The following is a 19,402-nucleotide window of genomic DNA, read 5'->3' on the forward strand; positions in this document are numbered from 1 at the left end:
GGACCGACACGACCCGCGTCCCGTCACGTCGCGCCGGTCCGGATCGCTTCCGTACCGACCGCAGGGGTGGACACCTATGAACAGCAAGCGCACGGCCGTCGTCACGGCCGGGACCGGTGGCATCGGCCTGGAGACCGCGATCGGTCTGGCCGAGGCCGGCTACGCGGTGACCGTGATCGGGCGCGATGCCGAACGCGGCGCCCGCGCCGTCGAGTTGATCGACGCGGCCGGACCGGCGCAGCGGGCCCGGTTCCTGGCCGCCGACCTCTCCTCGCTCGACCGGGTACGGGCGCTCGCCGAGCGCCTCGCGGCCGAACACGCCGCCTCCGGCGACCCGTTGTCGGTCCTGGTGAACAACGTCGGGGCGATGTTCCCCGAGCGCCGCGACATCGACGGCGTCGAGGCGTCGTTCGTCGTCAACCACCTCTCCCCCTATCTGCTCACGGAGTCGCTGCTGCCGACGCTCGCGTCGGGCGCGCCGAGCCGGATCGTGAACGTGACCTCCGGCGCGGTCGGGCTCGCCAGGCCGGTCTTCGACGCCGCCGAACCGCCCGGCGGCTACTACGGCTTCCACTGGTACGGGCGGGCCAAGCTGGCCCACCTGGTCCACACCCTCGACCTCGCCGCCCGGCTGGCGGAGACGGGCGTCTCGGTGTTCGCGGCCGACCCGGGCGGCGCCGCCACCGCCATGACCGACGGGACGCTCACCGATCCGCGGATCGTGTCGCCGGGGCTGCGGCTGATCTGGCCGCTGGTACGGCGCAAGTTCGCGCGGTCGACGTCGGGGCCCGCGTCGGTGGCGGCCCGGCCGTCGATCGTCGCGGCGACCGATCCGGCCCTGGCCGGACGTACCGGCGTGGTGATCGGACCCGACGCGGTGCCGGTGGCACCGTTCCGGGCGGCCACCCGGCCGGAGCTCGCCGCGGCCGTACGGCGGCTCGGCGAGCGGCACGCGCCGGTCACGGCCAGGACCGGAGCCTGAGGCTCCGGGCACCGGGGGCGCGTGCGGGGACTCGTAGACTCGCGGCATGACGACGACACCGCTGCGCAAGGACGCGGCCCGCAACTGGGACCGGATCGTCGCCGTGGCGCGCGCGCTCGTCGACGAGGGCACCCCGTTGCAGCTCAACGACGTGGCCAAGCGGGTGGGCGTCGGGGTGGGCACCGTGTACCGGCACTTCGCCACCCCCGAGGCCCTGTTGGAGACCGTCGCCGCGCCGAGTCTTGAGGCCCTGGCGGCGTACGGGGCGGCGGCGGTCGCCGATCCGGACCCCTGGCGCGGCTTCGAGGGCTTCCTCGCCCGTACGGTCGAGGCGCAGGTAGGCGACGCCGCCCTCGCCCCGGTGACCGCCGCGGGCGCCGACGCGCTGCCCCGCACCACCGAGCTCAAGGCGGCGCTGCGGGAGACCGGCGGAATCCTGTTCGAACGGGCCAGGGACGCCGGGGTGCTGCGCCCCGGGGTCACGGCGGCGGATCTGATGCCGCTGATGTGCGGGGTCGCGTACGCGGTGGAGGTGCACGGGCCGGGCACCGGGGACCCGGACCGGGTGGCCACGGCGCACCGGTACCTCGGCATGCTGCTCGGCGGACTGCGGGCGCCGGACCGGCGGGACTGAGGCCGCGTCGGACCGCGTCCCGTCCCCCGGTGGGGAAACCCGGGGGACGGGGCGGGTGCTTTGGGGGATCATGGGCGGTCCCCGGACCCGTCGCCGTACCCCCGAGGAGGCGTCCGTCATGCCCACGCCCGAACCCACCCCCACCCCCGGCACCGAGGCCGAAGCGGGTGCCGACCCGGGTGCCGGGCCCGGATCACCGCTCCTCGCGGCCGATCCCACGGTCCTGCACCCGATGCCGGGGCAGCCACGGGTGGTGCTCCTGAAGCCGCTGGTGACCTCGCCGCTGATCGAGGTCGGGGAGTTCTCGTACTACGACGACCCGGACGATCCGACGGCGTTTCAGACCCGCAACGTGCTGTACCACTACGGGCCCGAGCGGCTCGTGATCGGCCGGTTCTGCGCGCTGGGCACCGGCACCCGCTTCCTCATGAACGGCGCGAACCACCGGATGGACGGCCCGTCCACCTTCCCCTTCCCCACCATGGGCGGGTCCTGGTCCGACCACTTCGACCTGCTCACCGGGCTGCCCGGGCGGGGCGACACGGTCGTCGGCAACGACGTCTGGTTCGGGAACGGCGTGACCGTCATGCCGGGAGTGCGGATCGGGCACGGCGCGATCGTCGCCACCGGGTCCGTGGTGACGGCCGACGTGCCCGACTACGGCATCGTGGGCGGCAACCCGGCCCGGCTGCTCAGGACCCGGTACGACGCGGCGGACGTCGCACGGCTGCTCGACGCGGCGTGGTGGGACTGGCCGCTGGAGCATCTGACCCGGCATGTCCGTACGGTGATGTCGGGCAGCGTCGACGACCTGGTCGCCGCCGCCCCCTGAACCCCGCCCCCCTGACACCACCGTCCCCCACCACGGCCGGTCGACACGTGTCCCCGAGTCCTGGGCGGAAGCCACGCCCGGAAAGTATGATCAAGCGATGTCTGATATGACCGAGACCACGCCCGGCTGGCTGACCACGGACGAGTTGGACGTGGCCAGGGCCCGGATGCCCATCCTCTATGTCGAGGCCGTGCCCGTACGGGTCGACGACAGCGGCGAAGTCACCAGCATCGGACTGCTGCTGCGGATCGGGGCCGACGGCACGATCAGCCGCACGCTGGTGTCCGGCCGCGTGATGCACCACGAGCGGATCAGGGACGCGCTGCTGCGGCACCTGGAGAAGGACCTCGGGCCGGTGGCGCTGCCCCGGATCCCGGTGGCCCTCCAGCCGTTCACGGTCGCCGAGTACTTCCCCACGGCGGGGATAACGCCGTTCCACGACCCACGCCAGCACGCGGTGTCCCTCGCCTACGTCGTGCCGGTCACCGGCGACTGCCGCCCCCGGCAGGACGCCCTCGACCTGGTGTGGTTCACCCCGCAGGAGGCGGCCTCGCACGCGGTGCAGAGCGAGATGCCGGGCGGCCACGGGGCGCTCCTGCGGCAGGCGCTCGCCCATGTGGGACTCGCCTTCTGACGACGTCTTCCGGCGGCCTCTTCTGATGACCCCTCAGCTCGACTCCGGCACCGCCCGACCAGCGGGAGTACGGGCACCGTCCGGCCGTCTCTCCCGATAATCCGGCCGGTGCCGCCGCACCCTCCGCGTAGGGTGCGTCACGGACGGTCCTGATCGTCAGGACCATTCGTGGCGGGGGGTCGTTTGAACGGGGAAGAGCGACACGAGGACAGCTGGGACTCGGTTCTCGACGAGGTCGTGGTCTACGCCCGGGGCGCGTTGTGCACCCGGGTGGCGCGGGGTGCGGTGCCGGCCGACGGACGGGTCCGGGTCAGCGGGCTGCCGCGGACGGTCGAGGCCGGTTCGCTGCGCGTGCGCGTGGTCGACGGGGACGGCGTCCGGGTCACCGGGGCGCGGGTGGAACTGGCGGCCGCGCCGGTCGTGGACGACACGGCGCGGGACCCGTTGCGGGCCGAGGTGACCCGGCTGCGGCAGGCCGTCGAGGCGGCGCGGGCGCGCCGCAACCGGCAATCGGGGGTGATCGAGGAGGTCGCCGCGCTGCGCCCCGTACCGCCACCGCCCCGGGAGGACGAGCCGCACCGGCGCACTCCGGTGGCGGCGTGGCTGGAGCTGACCGACTTCATCGAGCAGCGGCTGACCGGGCTGCACGCCGGACTGACCCGGCTCGACACCGAACTCAACCAGGCCGAGCACGCGTTGAGCGTCGCCGAGGGACGGCTGGCCGCCGCTTCGACCGATGTGCCGTCGCCGCACGTGGCCACGGCGCTGACCGCGGTGCTCGCGCTGGAGGGACCGGCCGGACGGGAGGTCGGGCTCGCGCTCGAGTACGGCGTCCCGGAGGCGCTGTGGGTACCGGCGTACCGGCTGGCGTACGGGCGGGGTGACGGCGCCGAAGAGGGCCGCCTGGTGCTGCGGGCGTCGGTCGCCCAGTGCACCGGCGAGGACTGGACGGGCGTACGGATCGCATTCGCCACGGCCGATCTGCGGCGCCGTACGGAGCTGCCGAAGCTGGCGTCGATCCGGCTCGGGCGCAGCGGTCCGCCGGCCGCCCCCGCCGGGTGGCGGGAGCCTCCGGCGGGGCTCGACGGCCTGTTCGCGGGGTACGACGAGGCCGGTCCGCCACCTGCCGTGCGGCGGCCCGCTCTTGAGGGGGTGGTGGCGGTGGCGGGCGCGGCGAGCGCTCCGGCGCCCGCGCAGCCGCCTCGGCCGGTGCCCGGGCCCGCCGCCGCGCGGTCGCGCGCGGTGGCCGGACGGCCGGGGGCCGGTGGCGGCGCTCCGGCACTCGCCTCGCTCCCGGCGCCCGGCTCGGTCCCGGCGCCGCCGGGGTCCGCGCCGCTGCCGCCCGCTCCGGCGGCGGCCCCGTCCGGCCCCGGTGCGGCGTACGGCGGAGCGTCAGATGGGGTGCCCGAGCTGACCACGGCCTACCGGGCCGCGTCGCGCTCCGCCGCTCCCCCGTCCCCGCCCTCGGCCCCGGCCCCGGCCCCCTCCATGCCCTCGCTCGCCCCGGTGCCCGGGCCGCCGCAGCCGCGCGAGGACGAACTCGACTACGCGTCCCTGGTGCTGAGCGGCCCCGACGAGAGCGCCGCACGACGGGGACGGCTGTTTCCCGCCGTCGCGCCGTCGACGGATCGGACCCGGGGGCGCGCGGCGGACCTGGCCCGGCTGCCGCTGCCGCGGGGCGCGGTGCGGCCCCGGGAGTCGGCGGGGTCGTTCGACCACCGGTACGACGCCGCGGCGCGCGCGGACATCCCGTCCGACGGCGTCTGGCACACCGTCACGGTCGGCGAGATCCCGGTCGGGGTGCGCACCGAGTACGTGACGGTGCCCGCCGTGGAGCAGACGGTGTACGCGACCGTGGTGCTCACCAACACCACCGGGCAGGCGCTGCTCGCCGGGGGTGTGGAGGTGGCGGGCGCCGACGGACTCCTGGTGAGCGCGGTGCTGCCGACGCTCGGGGCCGGGGACGTGCGGCGGGTGGGGCTCGGTCCCGCCGAGGGCGTCCGGGTGACCCGGCGGCTCCAGCGGCACGAGTCGTCGGCGGGGCTGCGCGGCGGCACCACGGTGTTCGAGCACCGGGTGCGGGTCGAGCTGGCCAACACGCTCGCCCGGCCGGTGACGGTCGAGGTGCGCGAACGGGTGCCGGTGACCACGGAGCCGGACGCCCGGATCCAGGAACGGGCCGACTGGGTCGCGCCCGAGACCGCGACCCGGGACGACGGCGCCCCCGAGGGCGCCGAAGGCACCGAGGCCGTGGAGCACGCGCCGGGGACCCGGTTGTGGCGGGTGGAGCTGCCCGCGGGCGGTTCGGTCGCGCTCGACGGCGCCTACGAGATCCGCATTCCGGCGGGCAAGACGCCGGCCCGTGGCGAGCAGAGGAGCTGACACCGGATGACCACGGAACCGAACACCACCGGGAACACCGGGACAACCGGGAGCAGAGGGAACACCGGGACCACCGGCGCCGGGACCGGCGGGGCTGCCGGGACCGGCCGTCCGCCCGCCGCTGACCCGCTGCCGCTGCAGGTCACCGCGGTGACCTGCATGGAGGACCGCGCCCTGGTCGAGCGGACCGTCCGGCTCGAACTCGACGCGGGGGTACGGCGGGTGCGGCTCGGGCCGGTCAGCGCGCTCGCCGTCGACCGGACCCTGCACGCCGAGCTGCTCCCGGTCCCGGTCCCGTCGGCGCGGGGCGGGGACGGTGGCGCGGCGGCGGCCGCGTCGGTGCTCGACGTGCGGCTGGCGCGGGAGTGGCGGCCGCACGGGCCGGGGGTCCGCGACCAGGACTCGGCGCTGGTGCGGCGGCTTGACGCGCTGGAGGCGGAGCGGACGGTGCTCGGACAGCGCAGGGACCGGCTGACCACCCGGCTCGTGCTGCTCGGGCGGCTCGCGGCCGATCTGCTCCGGGACATCGCCGAGGGCGTCGGGGCGGGTGTGCCGGACAGTGCGCGGTGGACCGCGGAGCTCGACCGGATCGACCGTGAACGCGACGTCTGCAACGAGGAGTTCCAGACGGTCGAGTCCGGACTGCGGGCGCTCGCCGAGGAGTCGGACGCGACGGTGGACGCGCTGATGGCGGCGGAGGTGCCGCCCGCCGAGCTGACCGCCGTTGTCGAGCTGACGGTCGAGGCGGCCGTGGCGGGCCCGGTGGAGCTGCGGCTGAGCCATCTCACGCCGTGCGCGCTGTGGCGGCCGGCGTACCGGGCCGTGCTCGACGGTCCATCGCTGTCCCTGGAGACCGACGCGGTGGTCTGGCAGCGGACCGGCGAGGACTGGACGGACGTACGGCTGACGCTGTCGACGGCCAGGTCCGGGCGGGCGACGGAACCGCCGCGGCTGACCGAGGACCGGCTGGTCCTGGAGGACCGGTCGGCCGCCGAACGCCGGGCGGTCGACATCGAGGTGCGCGAGGAGGCCACGGCGACGCTCGGGCCGCTGCCGGTGCAGGGCCTGCCCGGCGTCGACGACGGCGGTGAGACCCGGGTCCTGGCGGCCGCGGCCCCGGTGCGGGTGGCCGGGGACGGGCGGGCGCACCGGGTGCCGGTCAGCGCGTTCACGGTCCCCGCGGCGGCCCGGCACATCAGCGCGCCGGAGCTGTCGCCGCTGGTGACGCGGGTGGTGCGGTTCGACAACCGGTCGGGGCACGCGCTGCTCGCCGGTCCGGTCGATCTGGTCAGGTCGAGCGGGTTCACCGGGCGGGCGACGCTGGACTTCACGGCGCCCGGCGCGCCCGCCGAGCTGGCGTTCGGCAGCGACGACGACTACCGGGTGGTGCGCCGGGCGGAGGAGTCGCGGGCGACGGCCGGGTTCGCGCAGCGGACGGTCATCGGGCACACGGTGCGGGTGCATCTGTCGCGGCTTTCGGCGCCCGGGGAGCTGGGCGACCAGGTGGTGACGGTGCGGGAGCGGATCCCGGTGTCCGAGGTGGCGGCGGTGCGGGTGAACCTGCGCGAGGAGCAGTGCTCGCCGATGCCGGACGCGGTCGACGAGGACGGCATCGTGCGCTGGGAGGTGCCGGTGCCGCCGGGCGGGCGGCGGACGGTGACGTTGTCGTACGAGATCGTGGCGAAGAGCGGCACCACCGGCCTGTAGACCGGTGTCTACGATCGGGGGCGGTACGGGGGCGGTACGGGCGGTCACGGAGAGGGTGCGCGATGGACATCAGGACGACGGTCCATGCCGGTGAGTCGGCGCTCGGTCTGGTCGACGAGTTGGTCCAGCTGCGGCGGCTGGCGGAGCCGGGCCGGGTGCCGGGGCAGGGCGGCGCGGCCTGGCCGGGCGGCGGCACGTGGGCGGCCGGGCTCGCGGAGGCGGCGCGGGTGCCCGGGTTCCTGGCGGTGACGGCGCGGGCGGACAGTCTGCTGTGCGGGTTCGGTACGGCGGTCCGCACGCCGGACCCGTACGCCGGGGAGCCGCTGCTCGGGGACGGCCGGGCGCAGGAATGGCTGGCCGGGGCGGTGCGGGTGACGGAGCTCGTGGTGGCGCCGGTGGCGCGCGGGCACGGGGTCGCGCGGCGGATCCTGGCGACGCTGACGGTCCCGGCGCTCGACGACCGGGTGTGGGCGGCGCCGGACCACCGGGACGCGCGGGCGCTGGCGTTCTTCCGCCATCAGGGGTGGCGCCAGACGGTGTTCCCCCGGCCGGGTGACGGTCCGTCGGCCGTGGTGTTCCTCGGTCCTGCTCATCCGTCGCTCGCCGGGCGGCCGGTGATGGGCTGCTGAACCGGGTTAGCTGAGGTCAGCGCGGAGCCGAGCACGGAGTGCGGTGCGGATCAAGGGCCGTCCGGAGAGGTCAAGGTCACAGCTGATCAGCCTGCTGCTCCTTTGTGACGCTGGCTAGCATCCGGGCATGACTGTACTGCCTGACGACGCTCTTTCGCTGGCTGCCGAGTTCCCCGCAGCGACCCACGCGCACTGGCGGCGTCTGGTGGCGGGCGTACTGGGCAAGGCGGGCAAGGACGTGCCCGAGAGCGAGGCGGAGGACGCCTTGTCCACCGCCCTGGAGGACGGGCTGCGGGCCCGTCCGCTGTACACCGCCGCCGACGCCGCGCCCGATCCGGGCCTGCCCGGTTTCGCCCCGTTCGTCAGGGCGGGCCGCGCGGAGGGGAACACGGCGAGCGGCTGGGACGTGCGCCAGCGGCATCGCGCCGCCGACCCCGAGGCGGTCCTGACGGACCTGGAGAACGGGGTCACCTCGCTGTGGCTCGCGGTGGGCCCTGGCGGCATCCCGCTCGGGGACCTCGACCGGGTGCTCACGGGGGTGTACCTCGATCTGGCGCCGGTGGTGCTGGACGCCGGGGCGGAGACCTCGGCGGCGGCCGAGGAGCTGTTCGCGCTGTACGAGCGGCGCGGGGTGGCCCCGGAGGCGGCGCGCGGCAACCTCGGCGCGGACCCGCTGGGCACCGAGGCGCGGACCGGCGCGGCGTACGACGGCGACGCCTTCGCCGCCACGGTGGCGCTCGCCCGGCTGTGCGCCGAGGCGTACCCGGGGGTGCGGGCGCTGGCGGTGGACGCCCTGCCGTACCACGAGGCCGGCGGTTCGGCGGCGCAGGAGCTGGGTTCCTCGCTGGCGACCGGGGTGGCCTATCTGCGGGCGCTGACCCGGGGCGGGCTCTCGGTCGAACAGGCCCTGGGGCAGCTGGAGTTCCGGTACGCGGCGACGGCCGACCAGTTCCTCACGATCGCGAAGCTGCGGGCCGCCCGGCGGCTGTGGGCGCGGGTGGCGGAGGCGTGCGGGGCGCCCGCGGCGGGGGCGCAGCTCCAGCACGCGGTGACCTCGTCGGTGATGATGTCGGCGCGTGATCCGTGGGTGAACATGCTGCGTACCACGGTCGCCACCCTGGCGGCGGGGGTGGGCGGGGCCGAGTCGGTGACGGTGCACCCGTTCGACCACGCGCTCGGTCTGCCGGACGGGTTCGCGCGCCGGATCGCCCGGAACACCTCGACGATCCTGATCGAGGAGTCGCATCTGGCGCGGGTGATCGACCCGGCGGGCGGCTCCTGGTACGTGGAGTCGCTGACCGACGAACTGAGCGCCGCGGCCTGGGAGTTCTTCCAGGAGATCGAGCGGCGGGGCGGGCAGGCGGCGGTGCTGCGGTCGGGCTGGGCCGGGGAGCGGCTGGCCGCGACCTGGGCGGAGCGGTCGAAGGCGCTGGCGAAGCGCCGCGAGCCGATCACCGGGGTGAGCGAGTTCCCGCTGCTCGCGGAGAAGCCGGTGGTGCGTGAGCCGTTCCCGGAGGTGCCCGGCCCCGGCACTGTCACGGGCTCCGGTATCGGTGGCGGGTTGCCGCGGGTGCGGCGCGACGAGGCGTACGAGGTGCTGCGCGCCCGTTCGGACGCGCATCTGGCGGCGACCGGGGCGCGTCCCCGGGTGTTCCTCGCCGCGCTCGGCCCGGCGGCGGCGCACACCGCGCGGCTGACGTTCGCCGCGAATCTGTTCCAGGCCGGTGGCATCGAGCCGGTCACCGAGGGCGCGTTCGCGGACAGCGGCGCGACCGAGGTCTGTCTGTGTTCCAGCGATCCGGTGTACGAGGAGCGGGCGGCCGAGGAGGCCGCCGCGTTCCGCGCCGCCGGGGCCGGGCACGTGGCGCTGGCCGGCCGGCCCGCCGCGTACCCGGACGCCGACTCGTACGTCTTCGCGGGGTGCGACGCCGTCGCCGTGCTCTCCGCCACCCTCGACCGCATGGGAGTGTCCTGATGGGAATCCCCGACTTCACCGGGATCGATCTGGGATCCCCGTCCCCGGCGGGCAGCGCCGAGGAGTGGCGGGCCGCCGTCAAGCGGGCCTCGGGCGGGGACGACCTGCTCTGGGAGACGCCGGAGGGCATCGCGGTCAAGCCGCTGTACACCGGCCGTGACCTGGAGGACGTCGACTTCCTCGGCACGTACCCGGGGGTGACGCCGTTCCTGCGCGGCCCGTACCCGACGATGTACGTGAACCAGCCGTGGACGATCCGGCAGTACGCGGGCTTCTCGACGGCCGAGGAGTCGAACGCCTTCTACCGGCGCAATCTGGCGGCCGGCCAGAAGGGTCTGTCGGTCGCGTTCGACCTGCCGACCCACCGCGGCTACGACAGCGACCATCCGCGGGTGACCGGCGACGTCGGCATGGCGGGGGTCGCGATCGACTCGATCTACGACATGCGGACGCTGTTCGACGGCATCCCGCTGGACAGGATGTCGGTGTCGATGACGATGAACGGCGCGGTGCTGCCGGTGCTCGCGCTGTACATCGTGGCGGCGGAGGAGCAGGGGGTGCCGGCCGAGAAGCTGGCGGGGACCATCCAGAACGACATCCTCAAGGAGTTCATGGTCCGCAACACCTACATCTACCCGCCGAAGCCGTCGATGCGGATCATCTCCGACATCTTCGCCTTCACCTCGCGGAACATGCCGCGCTACAACTCCATCTCGATCTCCGGGTACCACATCCAGGAGGCGGGGGCGACGGCCGATCTGGAGCTGGCGTACACCCTCGCGGACGGCGTGGAGTACATCAGGGCCGGGCGGGCGGCGGGGCTCGACGTCGACGCGTTCGCGCCGCGCCTGTCGTTCTTCTGGGCGATCGGCATGAACTTCTTCATGGAGGTCGCGAAGCTGCGCGCGGCCCGGCTGCTGTGGGCCAAGCTGGTCAGGGAGTTCGACCCGAAGAACGCCAAGTCCCTCTCGCTGCGCACCCATTCGCAGACCTCGGGGTGGTCACTGACCGCGCAGGACGTGTTCAACAACGTCACCCGCACCTGTGTGGAGGCGATGGCGGCGACCCAGGGGCACACCCAGTCGCTGCACACCAACGCGCTCGACGAGGCGCTGGCGCTGCCGACCGACTTCTCGGCGCGGATCGCCCGCAACACCCAGCTGATGATCCAGCAGGAGTCCGGCACCACCCGGGTCATCGACCCGTGGGGCGGCAGCGCGTACGTGGAGCGGCTCACCTACGACCTGGCGCGCCGGGCCTGGCAGCACATCCAGGAGGTGGAGGCGGCCGGCGGCATGGCGCAGGCCATCGACGCGGGCATCCCGAAGCTGCGGGTCGAGGAGGCCGCGGCCCGTACCCAGGCGCGGATCGACTCCGGCCGTCAGCCGGTGATCGGCGTCAACAAGTACCGGGTGGACGGCGACGAGCAGATCGACGTGCTGAAGGTCGACAACTCCTCGGTGCGCGCCCGGCAGGTGGAGAAGCTGCGGCGGCTGCGCGAGGAGCGCGACGAGCGGGCCTGCCAGGGCGCGCTCGACGATCTCACCCGGGCGGCGGGCGGCGAGGGCAACCTCCTGGAGCTGGCGGTGCGCGCGGCCCGCGCGAAGGCGACCGTGGGCGAGATCTCGGACGCGCTGGAGAAGGTGTACGGGCGGCACGCGAGCCAGATCCGTACGATCTCCGGTGTGTACCGCAACGAAGCCGGTGAGTCCCCCACCGTCGCCACCACCCGCACCCTCGTCGACGCGTTCGAGGAGGCCGAGGGGCGGCGGCCGCGCATCCTGGTCGCCAAGATGGGCCAGGACGGGCACGACCGCGGCCAGAAGGTGATCGCGACGGCCTTCGCCGACCTGGGCTTCGACGTCGACGTCGGCCCGCTGTTCCAGACCCCGGGCGAGGTGGCCCGGCAGGCCGTGGAGGCGGACGTCCACATCGTCGGCGTCTCGTCGCTCGCGGCCGGTCACCTCACGCTCGTCCCGGCGCTGCGGGACGAGCTGGCCGCGGAGGGCCGGGAGGACATCATGATCGTGGTCGGCGGGGTGATCCCGCCGCAGGACGTGCCCACGCTCCTGGAGATGGGCGCCGCCGCGGTGTTCCCGCCCGGCACGGTCATCCCGGACGCCGCCGCCGACCTGGTGCGACGGCTCGCCACCGACCTGGGCCACGAGCTGTAGCCGGGCATGGGCATCGACCTCGACACGTACGAGAAGGGTGTACGGGACGGCCGTCGCGCGCTGGTCGCGCGGGCCATCACCCTGGTGGAGTCGACCCGGCCCGACCACCGGGTGCTCGCCCAGGAGCTGCTGACCCGGCTGCTGCCGTACACCGGCCGGGCGCGGCGGATCGGGATCAGCGGGGTGCCGGGGGTCGGCAAGTCGACCTTCATCGACGCCTTCGGCACCATGCTGACCGGGCTCGGGCACCGGGTGGCGGTGCTCGCCGTCGACCCGTCGTCGACCCGCACCGGGGGTTCGATCCTGGGCGACAAGACGCGGATGGAACGCCTCGCGGTCGATCCGGCGGCGTTCGTGCGGCCGTCGCCGAGCGCGGGGACGCTGGGCGGCGTCGCCAAGGCGACCCGGGAGTCGATGGTGGTCATGGAGGCCGCCGGGTACGACGTGGTGCTGGTCGAGACGGTCGGTGTCGGGCAGTCGGAGACGACCGTGGCGAACATGGTCGACTCCTTCCTGCTGCTGACGCTGGCACGGACCGGCGACCAGTTGCAGGGCATCAAGAAGGGTGTCCTGGAGCTGGCCGACGTGGTGGCGGTGAACAAGGCCGACGGTCCGCACGAGACCGACGCCCGGGCCGCGGCGCGTGAACTCGCGGGCGCGCTCAGGCTGATGCACGGCCGGGAGGCGGTGTGGACGCCGCCGGTGCTGACCTGCAGCGCGCGGGAGTCGACGGGCCTCGACGAGGTGTGGGAGCGCCTGGAGAAGCACCGGACGCTGCTCGACGCGGCGGGGCGGCTGGACGCCCGGCGCCGGGACCAGCAGGTCGACTGGGCCTGGTCGATGGTCCGTGACGAGCTGCTCACCCGGCTGCACTCCGATCCGGCGGTGCGGGAGCTCACGCCGGACGTCGAACGGCGGGTGCGGGAGGGGTCGTTGACGCCGACGCTGGCGGCGGAGCGGATCCTGGCGGCGTTCGGGGACGGGCGGCGCTGACCCGCCGAGCGGTTGACCGGTGCGCGGTTGACCGGTGCGCGGTTGACCGGTGGGCGGGGCGGGCGGGGCCCGGCGTCATGGCGCGGGCGGGCCGGGGGCCGGGTCGAGGACCCGGTCGATCAGCCCGTACGCCAGGGCCTCGGCCGGGGTGAGCCAGCGGTCGTCAGCGAAGTCCCGTACGACGTCGGCGACTTCGCGGTGGGTGAAGTCGGCGAGGAGCGCCGCGATCCGGTCCCTGCTGTGCCGCAGCTCCTCGTGGCTGGCGCCTTCGGCGGAGCCGGTGGGCGGCTGCGCGAAGGCGGGCAGGTGGAGCATCATGCGGGCGCTGGGCAGCGCGTAGCGCTTGCCGGGGCTGCCCGCGGAGAGCAGGAACTGGGCCATCGAGGCGCAGTAGCCGAGGCCGATGGTGACGACCTCGTTCGGGATGTGCCGTATGACGTCGTAGATCGCGAGCCCGGCGGGCACCGAGCCGCCCGGCGAGTTGATGTAGAGGGTGGCGGGCCGGTCGCTCTCGGCGGCGAGGAGCAGCAGTTCGGCGGTGACCCGGTCGGCGGTCTCGGCGGTGATCGGGGTGGCGATGCGCAGGATGCCGTGCCGCAGCAGCCGGTCAAGGACGGGGTCGTGGCAGTGTTCCGGGTCCGCGCCCGGGTCCCCGCCCCCGCCCGGGTGGGCGGCCGGTTCCTCGGCGTCTTCGGTCATGCGGCTCCTTCCCTGACGGCCGGCCCCCGGGGCGCCGGGGAGATGGCCGCCGGGGCCGGGAGCTGACAGGGGAAGCCCTTCCCGGCCGGGCGCCGCGCCTCACCGTGTGTAACCGTTCGGAGCATCCGGCGGTACGGGGCGGGGCGGGCGGGTCCTGCGACGGCGCGGGGCCCGGGGGTGGTCCCTGCGCCCGCCCCCGGGCCCCGCGTGGCGCGTGTCGTGCGCGTGGTGCGCGTGGCGCCCGTCGCCACGGTCTCGCCGTACGAGGACCGCTTGCGTCAACGGCCTTGCAGGGCCTTGACGTTGTTGCCGAAGGTCCAGTTCTTCGAGCCGTCCCAGTTGGCGGACCAGGTCATCAGGCCCTTGAGGGCGCCGCCGTAGTGGTTCCACGCCTGGGAGACCAGGGAGGTGCTCATGTAGCCGCCGCCCGCGCCCGGTTGGGCCGGGAGGCCGGGGACCTGCTTGTCGTACGGCACCTTGATGGTGGTGCCCTGCACGACCAGGCCGCGGTTGAGGCAGTCGGTCTGGGCGACGAACCCGGCGACGGTGCCCGCCGAGTAGGAGTCACCGGAGCAGCCGTACATGCTGCCGTTGTAGTACTGCATGTTGAGCCACCACAGGCGGCCGTTGTCGGCGTACTTCTTCACGATGGGCAGGTAGGCGCCCCAGATGGAGCCGTAGGCGACGCTGCCGCCGGTGACGTAGGCGGTCTCCGGGGCCATGGTCAGGCCGAAGCCCGCGGGCATCCGGGACAGCACGCCGTCGATGATGTAGACGAGGTTGGCCTGCGAGGCGGAGAGGGTGCCGATGCTGCCGCTGCCGACGAGGCCGGTCTCGATGTCGATGTCGATGCCGTCGAAGTTGTAGGTCTTCAGGATCGGCACGATGGTGGCGATGAAACGGTCGGCGACGGCACGGGAGTTGAGGTCGATGCCCGCGGCGGCGCCGCCGATGGACATCAGGACGGTGGCGCCGGCGGCCTTGGCGCGGCACATCTCGGCGGGGGTCGACACCTTCACGGTGGCGTCCATGCCGTCCTCCCACAGCACGGTGCCGTCCGAACGGATCACCGGGAAGGCGGCGTTGATGACGTTGTAGCCGTGGGCGGCGAAGCGGGCGTCGTCGATGGGGGCCCAGCCGAACGGCGGGTGGACGCCGTTGGCGGAGCCGTCCCAGTTCTCCCAGTAGCCCTGGAGGACCTTGCCGGTGGGGCGGGGCTTGAGGGCGCAGGTGTCGGCCGCCGCGGTCTCGCCCTTCGGGGCGGGGGCGGCGGCGGCCGGGGCGGTGAGGACGGTGACGGCGGCGAGGAGGGTGGCGAGGCCCGCGCCGAGGGCGTGGACGATCCGGTGGCCTGGCATGCGTGCTCCTTGGGACGTGGGGGGTCCGGGGCGTGACGCGGTGCTGGGACGGTGCTGGCACGGTGCATGACGAGCAGTCCCCCGACCGTAGATTGGTCCAGACCAAGCGTCAACCGTTGGGACGGACGCCGGTGTTGACGCGCCCTCGGGCGGCCGGTCCCGTGGGGCGGGTGACGGCCGCGTCGGTGCCGAGGGGTGCCCGCCGGGTTCCCTAGGGTGACCGGGCGAAGGACGGCGGAGCGGAGGAGGGTGCCCCATGGGCGGTGCGGGTGACGGGACGGACAGCGTGAGCGGACCGGGCCGAACGGGTGGAACCGGCGGACCGGGGCAGGTGGGGCGGGCGGGGCCGGTGGGCGGTGGCCCGTCCGGGGCGGGCGCGGCCCGGCGGGGGCGTCCGCTGTTCGCACGCTTCTACGCCAGGGCCGTGGGGCCCGCGCTCGACCGGGCCGGGATCGCCGAGCACCGCGAGCGGCTGCTCACCGGGCTGACCGGCGACGTGATCGAGATCGGGGCGGGCAACGGGCTGAACTTCCGGCACTATCCGGCCGGGGTGCGCCGGGTCCTCGCGGTCGAGCCGGAGCCCCGGCTGCGCGCGGCTGCCGAGGCGGCGGCCCGTACGGCCCCGGTGCCGGTGGAGGTGACGCCGGGGGTCGCCGAGGACCTGGCGCTCGCGGCGGACGCCTCGTACGACGCGGCCGTCGTCTGCCTCACGCTCTGCTCGGTGACGGATCCGCACCGGGCCCTCGCCGAGCTCCGCCGGGTGCTGCGCCCCGGCGGGCAGTTGCGCTTCCTGGAACATGTGCGGGCAGGTTCGACGGGGATGCGGCGGGTGCAGCGCGTGGTCGCCGCGACCTTCTGGCCGCTGCTCACGGGCGGCTGCCACACCGGCCGGGACACCCGGTCGGCGATCGTCGCCGGTTTCACGTTGCGCTCGGTCGACACGTTCGCCTTCCCCGAGACCCGCGTCCCGTCCCCGGCCGCCACCCATATCCTCGGGACGGCGGTACGGCCGGACTGAGCCCGCCCGCCGCCCGGTCGGCCGTACGGCACGCGACGGGCGGTGGGCGGCGCGTCCCGGCTCAGTCGCCCCGGCGCAGCAGGAGCACCCGCTGGAGCAGGTCGCGGGCGAGGGCGAAGTGCGACTCCTCGGGGTGGGTGGTGAGGCGGATCCGGGTCCACGCCTCGTCGAAGTCCACGCCGGTGGTACGGGAAAGCCTCTTCGCCTGCCACGAGGTGATGGGTGACCAGAACCAACGACGCCGTCCGAGCTGCTTCATATCCGCTCCAACGATCATGAGGTGGGTCGCGAAACTATATGAATCGACCTAAATCGGACCGCTTGGTCGGTTCCTGGGATCGGGCAGGCTCGGGTCGGGTCGCGGCGGGCGCGGGTTCCTCCGGTCGGTCAGTTTCGGAGAAGCCCCGGCGGGCCGCCGCTTCCTAGCATGGGAACCAGCCAAGCGAAGCCCGAGAAGAGAATCGCCCGGACGGGCGCAGAGGGAGCGAATCAGCCATGACGCAGACCACGAAGACGACCCGCACCAGCACGTCGTCCGACGCCGCGGCCGAGGGCTTCACCGAAGAGGAGCGCGGCGCGATGAAGGCGCGCGCCAAGGAGGTGCGGGCGGCCGCCCGGGCCGGTTCACGCGCGGAGAAGGCCGCCGAGGCGGCGGCCGAGGTCCTGGCGAAGATCGCGGAGCTGCCGGACGAGGACCGGGCGCTCGCCGAGCGGGTGCACGCCCTCGTGACCGGCAGCGCGCCCGAGCTCGCGCCCCGGCTCTGGTACGGGATGCCCGCGTACGCGAAGGACGGCAAGGTGCTGTGCTTCTTCAAGCCCGCGTCGAAGTTCAAGGCGCGCTACTCCACCCTCGGCTTCGGCGACGTGGCCGCGCTCGACGACGGTGTGATGTGGGCGACGGAGTTCGCGCTGACGGGCCTGAACGCCGAGGCCGAGGCCCGGATCGCGCTCCTGGTCAAGACGGCCGCCGCCTGAGGCGCACCCCTGCGCCGGGCACGTCCGACGGTGTGCGGGTGACCCCCGGTGCGCCTGGGGTTCACCCGCACACTCCCGGACGGACACAGGTCACGCCTACCCGTTCCGGTGATTTGGCCGAACTACGCGTAGCCCAGATAGATGCCTGAGGCATGTAGTGGACCGTGCATCCATCGCCGGAAATCCGGCCGACGATCACCGACTGCGAGGTCCTCCCATGACCGACGTCGTGGCGTTCCCCCAGAACCGCACCTGCCCCTACCACCCGCCCACCGGCTACGACCCGCTGCGCGAGGAGCGTCCGCTCTCCCGCGTCACCCTCTGGGACGGCCGGGAGGTCTGGCTGGTCACCGGCCACCAGGCCGCCCGCGCCCTCCTCGCCGACCAGCGCCTGTCCACCGACTCCACCCAGCCGGACTTCCCGATCCCGACGGAACGGGCCGCGGCGGTACGGCGCCGCCGGCGCGCCGCGCTGCTCGGCCGGGACGACCCTGAGCACAACGCCCAGCGTCGGCTGCTCATCCCGAGCTTCACGGTGCGGCGGACCGAGCACCTGCGGCCGCGCATCCAGGCCACCGTGGACCGGCTCATCGACGCGATGGAGGCGGCGGGACCGCCGTCCGAGCTGGTGGGCGACTTCGCGCTGCCGGTGCCGTCGATCGTGATCTGCGACCTGCTCGGCGTGCCGTACGAGGACCACGACTTCTTCGAGGAGCAGTCGCGGCGGCTGCTGCGCGGGCCGACCAGCGCCGACACCGAGGACGCGATCAACCAGCTCGAGGGCTACCTCGGCGATCTGATCGACCGCAAGCGGCACAGCCCGGGCGACGGGGTGATCGACGACCTGGTCGAGCGCCAGCGCCAGGACGGCACGCCCGACCGCTACGAGCTGGTGCAGCTCGCGACGATCCTGCTCGTCGCGGGGCACGAGACCACCGCCAACATGATCTCGCTGGGCACCTACACGCTGCTGCGGCACCCGGAGCGACTGGCGCAGCTGCGGGCCGATCCGGCGCTGCTGCCCACCGCCGTGGAGGAGTTGCTGCGCTTCCTGTCGATCGCGGACGGGATGCTGCGGGTCGCCCGCGAGGACGTGCCGGTCGGCGACGAGGTCATCCGCGCGGGTGACGGGGTCGTCTTCTCGACCTCCCTCATCAACCGCGACACCAGCGCCTACAGCGAGCCCGACAGCCTGGACTGGGACCGCTCGCCGCGCCACCACCTGGCGTTCGGCTACGGCATCCACCAGTGCCTGGGGCAGAACCTCGCCCGTACGGAGCTGGAGATCGCGCTCGGCACACTGCTGCGCCGCCTGCCGGGGCTGGCGCTCGCGGCGCCCGTCGAGGACATCCCGTTCAAGCCGGGCGACACGATCCAGGGAATGCTCGAACTCCCCGTCACCTGGTGAGGCGGAGGGAGACTGTGGAGACTACGGACATGGCAGAGACCGCGGCGACGGCAGCAGCGAGGGAGAGCGCAGACGTGAGAGAAGCGGCGGACGCGACAGGGGCGGCACCGACACCGGCATCGGCATCGACTCCGGCACCGGAGGGGGTCCGGCCGACGCTCATCACCATCGACACGGACGTCTGCATCGGCGCCGGGCAGTGCGCCCTGGTCTCCCCCGAGGTCTTCACCCAGAACGACGACGGCTTCGGCACGGTGCTGCCGGGCCGGGCGGCGGGCGGCGGTCCGCTGATCCGCGAGGCGGCGCGGGCCTGCCCCGTACAGGCGATCACCGTGGAGCAGAGCGTCGAGCAGGAGGAGTAGCGGGGGCCCGCCGGGTCCGTAAGGTGTGAATCCTTGGGCCGGAGAGCGGTGGAAAAGTCGGCTCGGGGCTCGGCGGCGGGAAATCAGCTTCGCGCGCACGGCGTTAATGCGCCGATGGTTCTGACGTATTTCCGTCGGGGTTTCTGAATCGGCGCTCGGTACATTTTCGATACGCGTCCGATACGGCAACTCCGCCCGGGGAGCTGAAAGCTGGTGACCGGAATGCGCGCCGGTCACCAGCTCATGGCGGGGCCGCCCGGAAGTTCAGAGATCAGCAGTTGTCGTACATGATCTCGAAGCTCGTGATCGGCGAGCTGGTCTGCAGGCTGAAGTCCTTCTTGGCGCCCTTCGGACCGACCCGCGGGCTGCCGGCGGAGTATCCGCTGCTCGTGTTGAACCGGATCCAGGGGCAGCGACCGTCGGCCTTGTCGTCCTGGACCCACCCGCTGGCGTAGTACGAGTCACAGACCTGGGCCCAGCCGTGGCCCTCGCTGCGGCTGACGTTCGAGCTCCAGCAGCCGCTCGCGCCCGAGGTGCTCGCGGACGCGGTGGGGGCGACGAACACGGTGGCCGCGATCGCGGACGCGGCGACGACCGCCGCCATGCGCTTCCTCATCATTTCCTCCTGTTGAATCGTCAC

General features: G+C 74.0%; 18 protein-coding genes. 14 read left to right on the top strand and 4 right to left on the bottom strand.

What is annotated here, in order from left to right; genetic code table 11:
* Window positions 1-76: 76 nt before the first annotated feature.
* The 10 genes from ACIPXM_RS32645 to meaB all read left to right on the top strand — a co-directional run bounded on the left by ACIPXM_RS32645 (window position 77) and on the right by meaB (window position 12,942).
* Window positions 77-982, top strand: a complete 906-nt coding sequence (locus ACIPXM_RS32645; protein WP_401663020.1) for an SDR family NAD(P)-dependent oxidoreductase — start codon at window positions 77-79, stop codon at window positions 980-982.
* 46 nt (window positions 983-1,028) lie between these two features.
* Window positions 1,029-1,616: a TetR/AcrR family transcriptional regulator gene (locus ACIPXM_RS32650; protein WP_401663022.1), complete on the top strand. Its 588-nt coding sequence runs from the start codon at window positions 1,029-1,031 to the stop codon at window positions 1,614-1,616.
* A gap of 232 nt (window positions 1,617-1,848) precedes the next feature.
* Window positions 1,849-2,448, top strand: coding sequence for a CatB-related O-acetyltransferase (locus ACIPXM_RS32655; RefSeq protein WP_401663128.1), 600 nt, complete (start codon window positions 1,849-1,851; stop codon window positions 2,446-2,448).
* 106 nt (window positions 2,449-2,554) lie between these two features.
* Window positions 2,555-3,082, top strand: coding sequence for an NUDIX hydrolase family protein (locus ACIPXM_RS32660; RefSeq protein ID WP_401663130.1), 528 nt, complete (start codon window positions 2,555-2,557; stop codon window positions 3,080-3,082).
* A 183-nt stretch (window positions 3,083-3,265) separates the two neighbouring features.
* Window positions 3,266-5,464 (top strand): DUF4139 domain-containing protein, encoded by a 2,199-nt coding sequence (locus tag ACIPXM_RS32665; protein WP_401663024.1) that lies wholly within the window; start codon window positions 3,266-3,268, stop codon window positions 5,462-5,464.
* A gap of 6 nt (window positions 5,465-5,470) precedes the next feature.
* The gene (locus tag ACIPXM_RS32670) at window positions 5,471-7,171 is read left to right on the top strand and encodes a mucoidy inhibitor MuiA family protein (RefSeq protein ID WP_401663026.1); all 1,701 of its coding nucleotides are present in this window, start codon (window positions 5,471-5,473) and stop codon (window positions 7,169-7,171) included.
* 62 nt (window positions 7,172-7,233) lie between these two features.
* Window positions 7,234-7,800 carry a GNAT family N-acetyltransferase gene (locus ACIPXM_RS32675; protein WP_401663028.1) on the top strand — a complete coding sequence of 189 codons (567 nt, stop codon included), beginning with the start codon at window positions 7,234-7,236 and terminating at the stop codon, window positions 7,798-7,800.
* 127 nt (window positions 7,801-7,927) lie between these two features.
* A complete protein-coding gene (locus ACIPXM_RS32680) occupies window positions 7,928-9,775 on the top strand; it encodes a methylmalonyl-CoA mutase family protein (RefSeq protein WP_401663030.1) in 1,848 nt (615 codons plus the stop codon).
* A complete protein-coding gene (gene scpA, locus ACIPXM_RS32685; protein WP_401663032.1) occupies window positions 9,775-11,949 on the top strand; it encodes a methylmalonyl-CoA mutase in 2,175 nt (724 codons plus the stop codon). Before ACIPXM_RS32680 ends, scpA begins: the two co-directional genes overlap by 1 nt.
* Before the next feature lie 6 nt (window positions 11,950-11,955).
* Window positions 11,956-12,942, top strand: coding sequence for a methylmalonyl Co-A mutase-associated GTPase MeaB (gene meaB, locus ACIPXM_RS32690; RefSeq protein WP_401663034.1), 987 nt, complete (start codon window positions 11,956-11,958; stop codon window positions 12,940-12,942).
* A gap of 75 nt (window positions 12,943-13,017) precedes the next feature.
* Here meaB and ACIPXM_RS32695 read toward each other — a convergent pair whose 3' ends face one another.
* Entirely contained in the window at window positions 13,018-13,641 is a 624-nt protein-coding gene (locus tag ACIPXM_RS32695) for a ClpP family protease (protein ID WP_401663036.1), read from the bottom strand.
* 278 nt (window positions 13,642-13,919) lie between these two features.
* Window positions 13,920-14,999 (bottom strand): chitinase, encoded by a 1,080-nt coding sequence (locus ACIPXM_RS32700; RefSeq protein WP_401663038.1) that lies wholly within the window; start codon window positions 14,997-14,999, stop codon window positions 13,920-13,922.
* 424 nt (window positions 15,000-15,423) lie between these two features.
* Between ACIPXM_RS32700 and ACIPXM_RS32705 the strand changes: the two genes are divergently transcribed.
* A complete protein-coding gene (locus tag ACIPXM_RS32705; RefSeq protein WP_401663040.1) occupies window positions 15,424-16,017 on the top strand; it encodes a class I SAM-dependent methyltransferase in 594 nt (197 codons plus the stop codon).
* A gap of 61 nt (window positions 16,018-16,078) precedes the next feature.
* Here the strand turns inward: ACIPXM_RS32705 and ACIPXM_RS32710 are convergent, their stop codons facing one another.
* Window positions 16,079-16,276 (bottom strand): hypothetical protein, encoded by a 198-nt coding sequence (locus ACIPXM_RS32710; RefSeq protein WP_401663042.1) that lies wholly within the window; start codon window positions 16,274-16,276, stop codon window positions 16,079-16,081.
* Window positions 16,277-16,512: 236 nt separating this feature from the next.
* On the opposite strand from ACIPXM_RS32710, the gene ACIPXM_RS32715 reads away from it, so the two are divergent.
* From ACIPXM_RS32715 to ACIPXM_RS32725, 3 genes are all read left to right on the top strand, one after another.
* On the top strand, window positions 16,513-16,992 hold the full coding sequence (locus ACIPXM_RS32715) for an iron chaperone (protein ID WP_401663044.1): 480 nt from the start codon (window positions 16,513-16,515) through the stop codon (window positions 16,990-16,992).
* Window positions 16,993-17,209: 217 nt separating this feature from the next.
* Window positions 17,210-18,400, top strand: a complete 1,191-nt coding sequence (locus ACIPXM_RS32720; RefSeq protein WP_401663046.1) for a cytochrome P450 — start codon at window positions 17,210-17,212, stop codon at window positions 18,398-18,400.
* 161 nt (window positions 18,401-18,561) lie between these two features.
* Window positions 18,562-18,762: a ferredoxin gene (locus ACIPXM_RS32725; protein WP_401663132.1), complete on the top strand. Its 201-nt coding sequence runs from the start codon at window positions 18,562-18,564 to the stop codon at window positions 18,760-18,762.
* A 271-nt stretch (window positions 18,763-19,033) separates the two neighbouring features.
* On the opposite strand, the gene ACIPXM_RS32730 is transcribed toward ACIPXM_RS32725, so the two are convergent.
* Window positions 19,034-19,378: a hypothetical protein gene (locus ACIPXM_RS32730; protein ID WP_401663048.1), complete on the bottom strand. Its 345-nt coding sequence runs from the start codon at window positions 19,376-19,378 to the stop codon at window positions 19,034-19,036.
* Window positions 19,379-19,402 lie beyond the last annotated feature (24 nt).

Source organism: Streptomyces sp. NPDC090025 (genome assembly GCF_044748125.1).
Classification (GTDB): Bacteria; Actinomycetota; Actinomycetes; order Streptomycetales; family Streptomycetaceae; genus Streptomyces.